The organism is Streptomyces sp. NPDC091289 (assembly GCF_044757365.1).
Lineage (GTDB): Bacteria > Actinomycetota > Actinomycetes > Streptomycetales > Streptomycetaceae > Streptomyces.
On record NZ_JBIVUT010000007.1, the window covers coordinates 78,753 to 90,981 of the forward strand.

A 12,229-nucleotide genomic window follows, 5' to 3' on the forward strand; every position below is an offset into this window, starting at 1 on the left:
GGACTGTCAAGTGCCCGGCACATATGGGGATATGGGATGCCGTCCTGTGTCTGGTGGCCACGGAACCGATACCTGGCGTTCGGTATTTTTGGTCTAGACAACAAGCGAGCTACGGGCCTAATGTCCAAGGGCGCGGTCGGGTTCGTGACGGGCTGTCAACCCGTTTTCCTGCCCGCGCTCCGGCCGGTGACGGCCCTGTTGACGGCCCTGCTCGGGGCCGCCGCCGTCACGGCGATGCGGTTCGTACATCCGGTGGGTCGCCGATGGTCGGCCCGACCGAGAAAGACGCGGTCTCATGAACACATCCAGCATCACGGCCCTGCCGGGCATCGAGCTGAAGAGCCCCGGTGCCGGGCTGATCACGCTGGACCCGGTCCGCACCGCTCTGCTGCGGGGGCTGGACGATCTGCTGACCGGTCTGGCCGCGCGGCTCTCCGCCCCCGAGGTCGTGGGGCCGCCCCTGCTGTCCGTCGACGGACTGGCACGGCTGGACTTCTTCCGCAACTTCCCCCATCTCGGCGTGTCCGCAGGGCGGTTCGGCCCGGACGCGCTCGATGGACTGGCCTCCGGCGGCTCACCCCAGGACCTTCCGCTGCGGCCGACCGGCCATGTGCTGCCGTCCGCCACCTGCTACGGCCTGCTGCTCTCCCTGGAGGGCGAGGACGTCGGCGAGGACGGGCTGCGGCTCTCGGCGGTCGGCCGCTGCTTCCGCAACGAGACCCACTACGACGGCCTGCGTCGCCTCTGGGGGTTCCACATGCGTGAGGTGATCTACCTCGGCACCAAGGACGGCGCCACCGAACACCAGGCACGCGGCGGCGAGTTCGTCCAGGAGGTGGCCGGGCGGCTCGGTCTGACCCTGACCCGGGCGGCGGCCGACGACCCGTTCTACGACAACGGGGGATCGCGGGCCCGTCTGATGGCGCTGGACCCGGTGAAGTACGAGTACAGCGCCCCCGACGGCACGGCCATCGCCTCCGTCAACCGGCACCGCAACTTCTTCGGCGAGCGGCTCGGCATCCGCGCCGGATCGCACGGTCCCGCCTACAGCTCCTGCGTCGCCTTCGGCGTCGAACGCTGGGTGCACGCGATGATCCTCGCCCACGGCACCGCCGAGCAGGCCCTGGAGCGGCTCCGTGCCGCCGGTTCCTGACCTCCGGCAGCCACCGGAACCTTCGAGAACAGAGACAAGAGGAGCGATTTCTCCCATGGAACGCGTCGTAGCGTGGCTCAACGAGAAGAATCCCGGCCTCGACGGCCCGATCGGCGTCGACGAGGACCTCATCGAGGCCCGCCTCATCGACTCGATGGACTTCCTGGAGTTCATCGACCTCCTGGAGGAGATCTCCGGCGACAGCATCGATCTGCAGGAAGTCACCATCGACGACTTCCGCACCCTCGCCCGCGTCAAGGAGCGCTTCCTGGGCTCCGTCGGCCTCGCCGAGGCGTCCGCCGGGTGAGCACGGGCCGGTGGTGACCCGCCTCCCGCCGCCGTACGGGAAGAGCGCGGCCACCGTCGCGCTGGTCGCCACCACCGCCGAGGTGCTGGCCTGCCCGGAGCTGGACGAGGACATGCTCGCCCCGTGGGAGCGGCACCGGCTCGCGGGCATCCGGGTGCCCGCCCGGCGCGACGACGTCGTGGCGGCCCGGCTGCTGCTGCGGCTGTGCGCCTCCCGGGCCACCGGGCGGCCGCCCCACGAGGTGGAGCCCGCCCAGCGCTGCCCCGGGTGCGGGGAGAGCGGACACGGTCGGCCGTATCTGCCGGACCGCCCCGGCCTGGGCGTCAGTCTCAGTCACGCCGACGGGCTGGCCGCCGCGGCGGTCGGTCCGGGCCCGGTCGGTATCGACGTGGAGCCCCTGACGCGTCGGCCCGGGCCCCTGCCCGTACTGCGGCGGCTGCTGCCGGCGGACGAGGTGGACGCCGCCGGCGCCGGGCCGGACCCCGGACCGGCGCTGCTGCGGTTGTGGGTCCGGCGGGAGGCGCTGTTCAAGGCCGGGGTCACTGCCGGGCTCACCGCCGAGTTCGAGGCCGGGCGGGACGACGTCCGGCTGACCGAGTGGACGGACCACCGCCGTGCGGCCGTGGTGGCGCTCGCGGCCGCCCGGCCTTCGACGAAGCACCCAGCCGCCGGGCTCCCCGGGCGGCCCGACGCCCCGCCGCTCGGCCCCGTCGCGCCGCTCAGCCCCGATCCGGCTCCGGCTTCGCCTCCGCCGTCAGGTCGATGAGGCGGCAGACCGTCTCGATGTCGATCTTCACCTGGGCGATCGAGGCCCGCCCCGACAGCCAGGTGATCAGCGCCGAGTGCCAGGTGTGCTCGATGACCCGGACCGCGGAGAGCTGCTCCGGGGTCGGGTGCTCCAGCCCCATCGCGTCCAGGATGATCGCCGTGGTGAGCCGCGAGACGGTGTCCACCTCGGGGCTCACGCTGCGGTCCGCGAAGGTGAGGGCCCGGACCATGGCGTCCGCGAGGTGCGGCTCGCGCTGCAGGGCGCGGAAGGCGCGCATCAGCGTTTCGGCCACCCGCTGGGCCGCGTCGTCGCCGGCCGGCGGGCGTTTGCGGAGCGTGGTGTGCATGTGCTGGAGCTGGTCCTGCATGGTCGCGACCAGCAGATGGATCTTGGACGGGAAGTAGCGGTAGAGGGTGCCCAGCGCGACCCCGGCGGCCTCGGCCACCTCCCGCATCTGCACCGCCTCGAACCCGCCCCGGCTGGCCAGCTGGGCGCTGGCGTGCAGGATGCGGCGGCGACGGGCCTCCTGGCGCTCGGTCAGCGGAGGCGCTGCCGGTCTGGCGTCCGCGGTCATGCTGTCCCCGATCCACGATCCGTGATCCATGGCTTGATCCCGCACCCGGACGGACGAAGCGGCCCGGCCGGGCGCGCACAGCATGCCAGGGCGTCCGTCGTGGCGCGAATCACCTGATCCGGCCGTCCCGCCGACGCTACCTGCCGGTAGATTCGATGCACGTCAAACGATCAAGTCTGCAGCTTGTTCCGAGCTAGTTCCGAGCTTGTTCTATCAAGTCTGAAACTTGTTCTAGATTAGCGCGACCGGTTACGCTCCGGCGAACACGCAGTCAGAAGGGGGCCGAGTGTGACCGCTGAGGCCATAGAGACAGGCCCCCGCACGGGCGACGGCAGCTCCGCCGGGACCGGCGACCGGCCGTTGCGCATCGCACTCCTCACGTACAAGGGCAATCCGTTCTGCGGTGGCCAGGGCGTGTACGTCCGCCACCTCGGCCGGGAGCTCGCCCGCCTCGGCCACAGCGTCGAGGTCATCGGCGCGCAGCCCTACCCGGTGCTCGACGAGGGCGTCCCGCTCACCGAGCTGCCCAGCCTCGACCTCTACCGGCAGCCCGACCCCTTCCGTACGCCGAAGTGGGGCGAGTACCGGGACTGGATCGACCTGGCCGAGGTCGCCACCATGTGGACCGGCGGCTTCCCCGAGCCGCTCACCTTCAGCCTGCGCGCCCGTCGCCATCTGCTCTCCCGGCGCGGAGAGTTCGACGTCGTCCACGACAACCAGACCCTCGGGTACGGGCTCCTCGGCGAGCTCGGGGCCCCGCTCGTGACGACGATCCACCACCCCATCACCGTGGACCGCAGGCTCGACCTGGAGGCTGCGACCGGTCGCCGCCGACGCGCCTCCGTACGCCGCTGGTACGCCTTCACCCGGATGCAGAAGCGGGTCGCCCGCAAGCTGGACACCGTCCTCACCGTCTCCGGCTCCTCCCGCGACGAGATCGTCGAGGACCTCGGCGTACGCCCGGACCGGATCAGCGTCGTGCACATCGGCGCCGACACCGACCTGTGGTCGCCCGACCCCTCCGTCGCCGAGGTGCCCGGCCGCATCGTCACCACCTCCAGCGCCGACGTCCCCCTCAAGGGCCTCGTCCACCTCGTCGACGCGCTCGCCAAGCTCCGTACCGAGAACCCCGCCGCCCACCTCGTCGTCGTCGGCAAGCGCGCCGAGAACGGGCCGGTCGCCCGCGCGATCGAGCGGCACGGCCTCGCGGACGCCGTCGAGTTCGTCAAGGGCATCAGCGACGCCGAGCTGGTCGACCTCGTGCGCAGCGCCCAGGTCTCCTGCGTGCCCTCGCTGTACGAGGGGTTCTCGCTGCCCGCCGCCGAGGCCATGGCCACCGGCACCCCCCTCGTCGCCACCACCGGCGGCGCGATCCCCGAGGTCTCCGGCCGGGACGGGGAGACCTGCCTCGCCGTGGCGCCCGGCGACCCGGACGCGCTGGCCGGGGCGCTGGCCCGGCTGCTGGGCGACCCGGAGCTGCGCGCCCGGCTCGGCGCGGCGGGCCGTGAGCGGGTGCTGGCCAACTTCACCTGGGCCAGGGCGGCCGCCGGAACGGCCGAGCTGTACCGTCAGGCGATCGCCGCCCGCGGAGTCCGCAGGTGACTGCGACCGCGTTTACCGGAACCCGTACCTCCGACCTCGAAGGCAGGCCCTCGTGCTGACCGTCGACTTCACCCGCTTCCCGCTCGCCGCCGGCGACCGAGTGCTCGATCTGGGCTGCGGTGCCGGCCGGCATGCCTTCGAGTGTTACCGGCGCGGTGCGCAGGTCGTCGCCCTCGACCGGAACGGCGAGGAGATCCGCGAGGTCGCCAAGTGGTTCGCCGCGATGAAGGAGGCCGGGGAGGCCCCCGAGGGCGCCACCGCCACCGCCATGGAGGGCGACGCCCTCAACCTGCCCTTCCCCGACAACTCCTTCGACGTCGTGATCATCTCCGAGGTCATGGAGCACATCCCGGACGACAAGGGCGTCCTCGCCGAGATGGTCCGGGTCCTCAGGCCGGGCGGCCGGATAGCGATCACCGTCCCGCGCTACGGCCCCGAGAAGGTCTGCTGGACCCTCTCCGACGCCTACCACGAGGTCGAGGGCGGCCACATCCGCATCTACAAGGCCGACCAGCTCCTCGCCCGGATCCGCGAGGCCGGACTCAAGCCGTACGGCACCCACCACGCCCACGCCCTGCACTCGCCGTACTGGTGGCTGAAGTGCGCCTTCGGCGTGGACAACGACCAGGCGCTGCCGGTCCGCGCCTACCACAAGCTGCTCGTCTGGGACATCATGAAGAAGCCGCTCGCGACCCGGGTCGCCGAGCAGCTCCTCAACCCGGTCGTCGGCAAGAGCTTCGTCGCCTACGCCACCAAGCCGCACCTTCCGAAGGCCGAGGCGTGAGCACTCCCGAACAGACCGAACACCTCGTCCTGCCCGGCGTCCTGACGGCGGATCAGGCCGCCGAGACCGTCGCCGCCCTCCTCGCCGTGCAGCGGGAGGACGGGGCGCTGCCGTGGTTCCGGGGCCACCACCTCGACCCGTGGGACCACACCGAGACCGCGATGGCGCTCGACGCCGCCGGCGAGCACGGGGCCGCCGCGCGTGCCTACGACTGGCTCGCCCGCAACCAGAACGCCGACGGCTCCTGGTACGCCGCCTACCACGACGGCGACCCGGGGCGGCCGACCGACCGGGGCCTGGAGAGCAACTTCTGCGCGTACGTGGCCGTCGGCGTCTGGCACCACTACCTGGCCACCGGCGACGACGCGTTCGTCGACCGGATGTGGCCCACGGTCTTCGCGGCCGTCGAGTTCGTCCTCGGGCTCCAGCAGCCCGGCGGGCAGATCGGCTGGAAGCGGGAGCCCGACGGCACGCCCGTGAACGACGCGCTGCTGACCGGCTCCTCCTCGATCCACCACGCGCTGCGCTGTGCGCTGGCCATCGCCGAGCGCCGCGAGGAGCCGCAGCCCGACTGGGAGCTGGCGACCGGGGCGCTGGCCCACGCGATCCGCAGCCACCCCGAGCGCTTCCTCGACAAGAACCGCTACTCGATGGACTGGTACTACCCGGTCCTCGGCGGCGCGGTCACCGGGGCCGAGGCCACCGCCCGCATCCAGGAGGGCTGGGACCGCTTCGTCGTCCCCGGCCTCGGGGTGCGCTGTGTGCTGCCCAACCCGTGGGTGACCGGCGGCGAGAGCTGCGAACTCGCCCTGGCCCTCTGGGTGACGGGGGAGTCGGACCGGGCGCTGGAGATCCTCCAGTCCGTCCAGCACCTTCGGGCCGAGGGCGGGCTGTACTGGACGGGGTACGTCTTCGAGGGCAACCGGGCGTTCTGGCCCGAGGAGCTCACCACCTGGACGGCGGGCTCCCTGCTGCTGGCGGTGGCCGCGCTCGGGGGGGACGAGGCGACCACCGCGGTCTTCTCGGGCGAACGGCTGCCGGTCGGCCTCGAGCCGGACTGCTGCCGCTGAACGCGCCCTGAGGCGGAGCCGGTTCAGCCGCGGCGGAGCCGGCCCGCCACCGCGTGCCCGATGAACAGATAGACCACGGCCGCCAGACCGTAACCGGCCACCACCCGCGCCCACGCCTTGTCGAACGTGAACAGGTCGTACGACCAGCCGGCCAGCCAGCGGGCCGCGTCGTGCACCCACTGCACGAAGTCGTTGCCGCGGTTGGCGTCGAGCAGGTACATCAGGATCCAGAGAATGATGATGAAGGCCAGGATGTCGGCCACGACGGCGATGACACGTGCCGCTGTACTGCTGCCTGAACTGCTTCCTGAACGGGTTCTGGGAGACATGGAACTCTGGTTGCCGCTTTACGCAGGGTGAAACCCGTACGGCCCCACCGGGTGGCGACCGGGGAGGGAACGGGCGAGGCTGATCCGGAGTGCCGAGGTCCGTCACTCGCTGTGACATGCCCGGGTTGGCCCGTTTCAGTCCGGTCAGGAGGCCCGCCGTGCCCCGTTCCGTAACGCTCCGCCGAACCCCGGCAGCGCTGCTGCTGTCCTGCGCCCTGCTGGCGGGCACCACCGCGTGCGGCGACTCCGGAGACACCGCCGGCGGCAACGCGGCGAGCGCGTCCGCGGCGGCCAACTCCTCCGGGGCCAGCCCCTCGGCGTCCGCCGAGAAGCAGCGGCTCGCCAAGACCCGGTTCGTCGCCAACGCGGGGCTCGCGGCGGGGGCCACGTACCAGTGGATCGTGAAGCCGTACCGCGCAGGGACGTTCAAGAAGGGCGCGGAGGGCCGGAAGTTCGCCCTCGTGAAGGCGGGCCTCGCGGGCGGGTTCGCCTACAACCGGCTCAAGGCCGCGACGGAGAACGCCAAGGGCGACCCGCTGCTGTCGAAGGCGGTCGCCCCGCTCACCGCCGGGATCGAATCGCTCAAGGGGCTGGGGACGAAGCTCCGCAAGGGTGAGGCCGGCGAAGGCGACATCGGCGCGTTCGAGAGCGTCATCGACAGCATCAAGAACGCGGGCAAGGACGCGGGCGCCGAGGTGAAGGACAAGGTTCCCTCCACCTCCCAGCTGACCGGATAGCGGCGGCGGACTTCACGGGCCGGGCCCGCCCTCCTCCCGCCGGCGGTGAGCGGTGGTGAGCGGCGGTGACCGGCGGATATTCGGGTGAGCACGCTGGGTACCGCCGGTTAGGGTGCGCCGCATGACGCCTCTCTCCCCTCTCTCCCTTCTCTCCCACGACCGCTATTGCGACGAGATCCTGGCGCAGACCGACGCCCTGCGCGCGGTGCTGACCGGCGCCGATCTCACCGCGACCGTCCCCACCTGCCCCGACTGGACCCTGCGGGAGCTCGCCGTGCACGTCGGCGGCGCGCACCGCTGGGTCGGTGAGATCGTCCGCACCCGCGCCGCCGACGCCGTCCCCGAGGACAAGGTGCCCGGCATCGAAGGGCCGGCCGGCGACGACCCGGCCGCGCTCGACGCCTGGCTCGCAGAAGGCGCCGCCGCCACCGTGGACGCGCTGCGGGAGGCGGGGCCGGACACCGAGGTGTGGACCTGGGCGTGGGAGCGGCGTACGGCGTTCTGGGCGCGGCGCATGACGCACGAGACGGCGGTGCACCGGGCCGACGCGGCGCTCGCCGCCCGCGTCCCGTACACGGTCGACGCCGACGTGGCCGCCGACACCATCGAGGAGTGGCTGCGCATCGTCTCCTTCTCCCAGGAGGACGGCGACCCGGAGGCGGCCGAACTGCGCGGCGGCGGGCGCTCGTTGCATCTGCACGCCACCGATGTGCCCGGCGCGGAGTGGCTGATCGAGTTCGGCGAGGACCGCTTCACCTGGCGGCACGCGCACGAGAAGGCCACGGTCGCGCTGCGCGGGTCGCTCACCGATCTGATGCTCGTCTTCAACCGCCGCCTGGAGCCGACCAGTTCACGGGTGGAGGTGCTCGGCGACGCGGCGCTGCTGGACTTCTGGCTGGACCGCTCCTCGTTCGGCTGAACCGCCCGCCCTAGGCGTTGAGTTCCGCCAGGACCCGCAGCGTGTGCGGGTCCGGGGCGGTGACCAGCAGATCCGTCACCGGGCCCGTGCGCCACAGCTCCAGCCGCTCCGCGATCCGGGCGCGCGGCCCGATCAGCGAGATCTCGTCGGCGAACGCGTCGGGCACCGCCCGTACCGCCTCCTCCTTGCGGCCCTGGAGGAACAGCTCCTGGATCCGCCGGGCCTCCTCCTCGAACCCCATCCGGGCCATCAGGTCCGCATGGAAGTTGCGGGCCGCGTGCCCCATCCCGCCGATGTAGAAGCCGAGCATCGCCTTCACCGGCCACAGTCCCTCGGCCACGTCGTCGCAGACGTGCGCACGGGCCATCGGCGCGATCATGAAGCCGTCCCGGAGCCCGGCGAGCGAGGCCCCGTACACGTCCGTGCGCAGCGGCGACCAGTACAGCGGCAGCCAGCCGTCCGCGATCTCCACCGTCTGCGCGATGTTCTTCGGGCCCTCCGCGCCCAGCAGGACGGGGAGCGAGGCGCGCAGCGGGTGGGTGATCGGCTTCAGCGGCTTGCCGAGGCCGGTGGCGTCCGGGCCGGTGTACGGGTGGGAGTGGAAGCGGCCGGCCAGCTCGACCGGTCCCTGCCGCGCCAGGACCTGCCGGATCACCTCGACGTACTCGCGGGTCGCGGTCAGCGGGCTCTTCGGGAACGGTCGCCCGTACCACCCCTCCACCACCTGCGGCCCGGACAAGCCGAGGCCGAGCAGCATCCGGCCGCCGGAGAGATGGTCCAGGGTCAGCGCGTGCATGGCCGTCGCGGTGGGCGTACGGGCCGCCATCTGGACGATGCCGGTGCCCAGCCTGATCCGCGAGGTGTGGGCGGCGATCCAGGTCAGCGGGGTGAAGGCGTCCGAGCCCCAGGCCTCCGCCGTCCACACCGAGTCGTAGCCGAGCCGCTCGGCCTCCTGGACCAGGGCGAGCTGGCCGGGGTCCGGGCCGCGGCCCCAGTATCCGAGCGCGAGTCCGAGCCGCATTCCGTTCCCTCCAGTCCCTCCCACCGAAACTGACGATGCGTCAGGTTGCGGTGTCCGGGTTGGACTGTACGACAACGGCCCCCCGCCCGGAAGGGTGAGGGGCCGCGGCGTTCGTGCGTACGGGATCAGCCGCGCTGGATGCCCGTGGTGTCCTGCAGGACGCCACGACGGCCGTCCTGCGTCTGCGCGATCAGGCTCTGGCCGCGCTGCTCCACCGCGAGGTACCAGGTGCCCGGCGCCAGCTCGGCGATCGGGTTCGGCGAACCGTCCTCGCCGTACAGCGGGCGCGCCACCGGGACGGCGAACCAGAACGGGGTGAAGTCGCCCGCCGGGGCCGCGCCGCCCTGCGCGGGCTGCGGGGCCTGGGCCTGCTGCGCCTGCGCCGCGTCGGCCGGGGCGGGCTGGCCCTGCTGGGGGGCGCCGGGGTAGCCGTAACCCTGGCTCGGCTGGGCGCCGTACGGCTGCTGCTGCTGGCCGCCCGGGAAGCCGTAGCCCTGGCCGGGCTGCGCGCCGTACGGGGGCTGCCCGCCCTGCACGGCCTGCGCCGGGCCGGCCGGGCTGAGGAGCGGGGCCTTGAGGAACGGCACCAGCGGACCGGCGATGGCGCCCGCGGCGAGCGCGATGGTGGCGAGCAGGCCGAGGATCAGACCCGCCCCGGCGCTGCTGACGTCGAGGATCGTCCAGAAGGCGGTCCACACGGCGAACACGCTGAGCGCCACGCTGAACTGACCGAGGTCGAGCCCGGCGACCTTGCGGCCCGGCATCGCACGGCTGACGATCAGCAGCGCCGCGGCGATGACGCCGGCGAGGAAGATGCTCATCAGGGGCCCGAGCAAGTCCCAGGCGTTCGCGTTGTCGACCCGCGAGCAGTCGATGCCCGACGGGCAGTAGCTGGAGTAGTCGAGGAAAGAGGCGATGAACAGCACGACCGCTGCTCCGATCACCACGCCGTCGCCTCGAGTGAGGGATCGGATATTCACGTGAAGGTCCTTAGTCGGTCGTCTTGTCGGGGCGGTCGTCGCTGCCGCCGGTGCGGCGGGCACGGCTTGAAGCTCGGGAGCGGCTCCCCATCGTACGGATGAATCTATCGTCTGCCCGGGCGGGTTGCGCCCTCGCCCGGATCGTGAGCGGCTATCCCCCCAATATCACCGCAGAACTACCCCTTCAGGTAGCTGATAATGCCGCCGGCCAGCCCCTGGGCGGCCTTCTGTCGCCAACTCGCGCTGGTGAGCAGGGCGGCGTCCTTCGGATCACGCATATTGCCGCATTCGATGAACACCTTGGGCACGGTCGACAGATTCAGTCCGCCGAGATCATTACGCGTGTCCAGACCGGTATTTCCACCGACGTAATTGGAAGGCGCGCTTCCGGTCGTGCGGACGAAGTGTCCGGCGATCCTCGCGCCGAGATCGGCCGAACTCTTCACGATCTTCGAGGTGTCGGCCCCGCCGCCCTTCACCCCGGCGGGCAGGATCACATGGAAGCCCCGGTTGCCCACGGCCGATCCGTCGGCGTGCACCGACACCACCGCGTCGGCCTTCGCCTCGTTCCCGATCCGGGCCCGCTCGTCGATGCACGGCCCGAACGGCCGGTCCTCGTCGTGCGTCAGCCGGACCCGGGCGCCCTCGGCCTCCAGGAGCGTGCGCAGCCGGTGGGACACGTCGAGGGTGAACCGGGCCTCCGCATAACCATCATTAGTGGATGTACCGGTCGTATCGCACTCCTTGCGGCCGGTACCGATGTCGACCTGCTGGTTGATCTCCCGGGTGTGATCGCGGTTACCCGGATTGTGGCCCGGGTCGATCACCACGGTCCGGCCGGTCAGCGGGCCCCTCGGCAGCGGTTTCCCGGAGGCCGGTCCGGAGCTCGGTCCGGAGGCGGATCCGGAGGGCGTGGCGTCGGTGGAACCGGACGGTTCGGGCTGCTCGTCGGTCGGCGTCGCGGCCGGAGAGGACGCACCGCCGGCACCCGGTCGCGGCGAGGCCGCACCCGCCTCGTCGGCGTCCGGGCCGCCGCCGCAACCGGCGGCGGTCAGGCATACGGCGGCCAGCGCGGCGGCCAGGGACAGGGGCCGGGCGCGGCGGGCGGGGGGAGGGCTGTCGTCGTACGGCACGCGGCGATGCTACCCACCCGGCTGTCCGGACGGCTCGGACAGCCGGCCGGTGCGGCCCGGAACCCGGTCCCGTACGGATCAGATGCCCGTCCCCGTGCGGCGCAGCACGCGCAGCGAGTCCGTCACCGACACCTCGGTGAACGCCCCGGAGGCCAGCGCCCGGAGGTAGATCCGGTACGGGGCCTGCCCGCCGTCGGCCGGGTCAGGGAACACGTCGTGGATCACCAGCAGCCCGCCCTCGGCGACATGCGGGGCCCAGCCCTCGTAGTCGGCGTTCGCATGCTCGTCGGTGTGCCCGCCGTCGATGAAGACCAGCCCGAGCGGCCCGCCCCACACAGCGGCGACCTGCGGCGAGCGGCCGACGAGCGCCACCACGTGGTCCTCCAGACCCGCCCGGCGCAGGGTGCGGCGGAACGTCGGCAGGGTGTCCATCAGCCCGACCTCCGGGTCCACCACGCTCGGGTCGTGGTACTCCCAGCCGGGCTGCTGCTCCTCGCTGCCCCGGTGGTGGTCGACGGTGAGCGCGGCCACCCCGGCGGCCCGGGCCGCGTCCGCGAGCAGGATGGCGGAGCGCCCGCAGTAGGTGCCCACCTCCAGCAGCGGCAGCCCGAGCGCACCGGCCCCGGTGGCGGCGGCGTACAGGGCGAGGCCCTCGTGGACCGGCATGAAGCCCTTGGCGGCCTCGAACGCGGCGAGGACTTCCGGGGAGGGAGCGGCGGCGGTCACGGGGTTCCTCCAGGTGGGGCGGGGTGCCTACGACGGCTGAGACGGCGACCCATCGTGCCGTACGCCCCCGCCGAAGGGATCGGCGGGGGCGTACGTGGGGTGAGCCCGGGTCGGGGCGGTCCCCG

Annotated in this window: 14 protein-coding genes; 8 read left to right on the top strand and 6 right to left on the bottom strand. The window is 72.4% G+C overall.

From position 1 onward, the window contains the following. The first annotated feature begins 295 nt into the window (after positions 1–295). From ACIQPT_RS10995 to ACIQPT_RS11005, 3 genes are read left to right on the top strand one after another with little or no spacing between them, the layout of a single operon-like run. Positions 296–1,153, top strand: coding sequence for a hypothetical protein (locus tag ACIQPT_RS10995; RefSeq protein WP_401154798.1), 858 nt, complete (start codon positions 296–298; stop codon positions 1,151–1,153). 55 nt (positions 1,154–1,208) lie between these two features. Then, positions 1,209–1,460 carry an acyl carrier protein gene (locus ACIQPT_RS11000; RefSeq protein ID WP_401154800.1) on the top strand — a complete coding sequence of 84 codons (252 nt, stop codon included), beginning with the start codon at positions 1,209–1,211 and terminating at the stop codon, positions 1,458–1,460. A gap of 13 nt (positions 1,461–1,473) precedes the next feature. Beyond that, positions 1,474–2,226 (top strand): 4'-phosphopantetheinyl transferase family protein, encoded by a 753-nt coding sequence (locus tag ACIQPT_RS11005; RefSeq protein ID WP_401155151.1) that lies wholly within the window; start codon positions 1,474–1,476, stop codon positions 2,224–2,226. Here ACIQPT_RS11005 and ACIQPT_RS11010 read toward each other — a convergent pair. Beyond that, positions 2,180–2,803 carry a TetR family transcriptional regulator gene (locus ACIQPT_RS11010; RefSeq protein ID WP_401155153.1) on the bottom strand — a complete coding sequence of 208 codons (624 nt, stop codon included), beginning with the start codon at positions 2,801–2,803 and terminating at the stop codon, positions 2,180–2,182. The two genes, ACIQPT_RS11005 and ACIQPT_RS11010, sit on opposite strands and share 47 nt — an antisense overlap. A gap of 288 nt (positions 2,804–3,091) precedes the next feature. On the opposite strand from ACIQPT_RS11010, the gene ACIQPT_RS11015 reads away from it, so the two are divergent. From ACIQPT_RS11015 to ACIQPT_RS11025, 3 genes are read left to right on the top strand one after another with little or no spacing between them, the layout of a single operon-like run. Further along, the gene (locus tag ACIQPT_RS11015) at positions 3,092–4,405 is read left to right on the top strand and encodes a glycosyltransferase family 4 protein (RefSeq protein ID WP_401154801.1); all 1,314 of its coding nucleotides are present in this window, start codon (positions 3,092–3,094) and stop codon (positions 4,403–4,405) included. 52 nt (positions 4,406–4,457) lie between these two features. Further along, on the top strand, positions 4,458–5,189 hold the full coding sequence (locus tag ACIQPT_RS11020; RefSeq protein WP_401154803.1) for a class I SAM-dependent methyltransferase: 732 nt from the start codon (positions 4,458–4,460) through the stop codon (positions 5,187–5,189). Then, positions 5,186–6,259, top strand: a complete 1,074-nt coding sequence (locus tag ACIQPT_RS11025) for a prenyltransferase (protein ID WP_401154805.1) — start codon at positions 5,186–5,188, stop codon at positions 6,257–6,259. The genes ACIQPT_RS11020 and ACIQPT_RS11025 overlap by 4 nt, the downstream gene beginning before the upstream one ends. Before the next feature lie 23 nt (positions 6,260–6,282). Here ACIQPT_RS11025 and ACIQPT_RS11030 read toward each other — a convergent pair whose 3' ends face one another. Continuing rightward, complete coding sequence (locus tag ACIQPT_RS11030; protein WP_401154807.1) at positions 6,283–6,588, bottom strand: hypothetical protein; 306 nt, start codon at positions 6,586–6,588, stop codon at positions 6,283–6,285. Positions 6,589–6,746: 158 nt separating this feature from the next. Between ACIQPT_RS11030 and ACIQPT_RS11035 the strand changes: the two genes are divergently transcribed. After that, a complete protein-coding gene (locus ACIQPT_RS11035; RefSeq protein ID WP_401154809.1) occupies positions 6,747–7,325 on the top strand; it encodes a hypothetical protein in 579 nt (192 codons plus the stop codon). A 121-nt stretch (positions 7,326–7,446) separates the two neighbouring features. Beyond that, the gene (locus ACIQPT_RS11040; RefSeq protein ID WP_401154810.1) at positions 7,447–8,244 is read left to right on the top strand and encodes a maleylpyruvate isomerase family mycothiol-dependent enzyme; all 798 of its coding nucleotides are present in this window, start codon (positions 7,447–7,449) and stop codon (positions 8,242–8,244) included. 10 nt (positions 8,245–8,254) lie between these two features. Here ACIQPT_RS11040 and ACIQPT_RS11045 read toward each other — a convergent pair whose 3' ends face one another. The 4 genes from ACIQPT_RS11045 to ACIQPT_RS11060 all read right to left on the bottom strand — a co-directional run bounded on the left by ACIQPT_RS11045 (position 8,255) and on the right by ACIQPT_RS11060 (position 12,044). Then, positions 8,255–9,265 carry an LLM class F420-dependent oxidoreductase gene (locus tag ACIQPT_RS11045; protein WP_401154811.1) on the bottom strand — a complete coding sequence of 337 codons (1,011 nt, stop codon included), beginning with the start codon at positions 9,263–9,265 and terminating at the stop codon, positions 8,255–8,257. A gap of 125 nt (positions 9,266–9,390) precedes the next feature. Next, the gene (locus ACIQPT_RS11050; protein WP_401154813.1) at positions 9,391–10,245 is read right to left on the bottom strand and encodes a hypothetical protein; all 855 of its coding nucleotides are present in this window, start codon (positions 10,243–10,245) and stop codon (positions 9,391–9,393) included. 176 nt (positions 10,246–10,421) lie between these two features. Further along, positions 10,422–11,378 (bottom strand): N-acetylmuramoyl-L-alanine amidase, encoded by a 957-nt coding sequence (locus ACIQPT_RS11055; protein ID WP_401154815.1) that lies wholly within the window; start codon positions 11,376–11,378, stop codon positions 10,422–10,424. Between the two features lie 78 nt (positions 11,379–11,456). Next, the gene (locus ACIQPT_RS11060) at positions 11,457–12,044 is read right to left on the bottom strand and encodes a class I SAM-dependent methyltransferase (RefSeq protein ID WP_401155155.1); all 588 of its coding nucleotides are present in this window, start codon (positions 12,042–12,044) and stop codon (positions 11,457–11,459) included. Positions 12,045–12,229 lie beyond the last annotated feature (185 nt).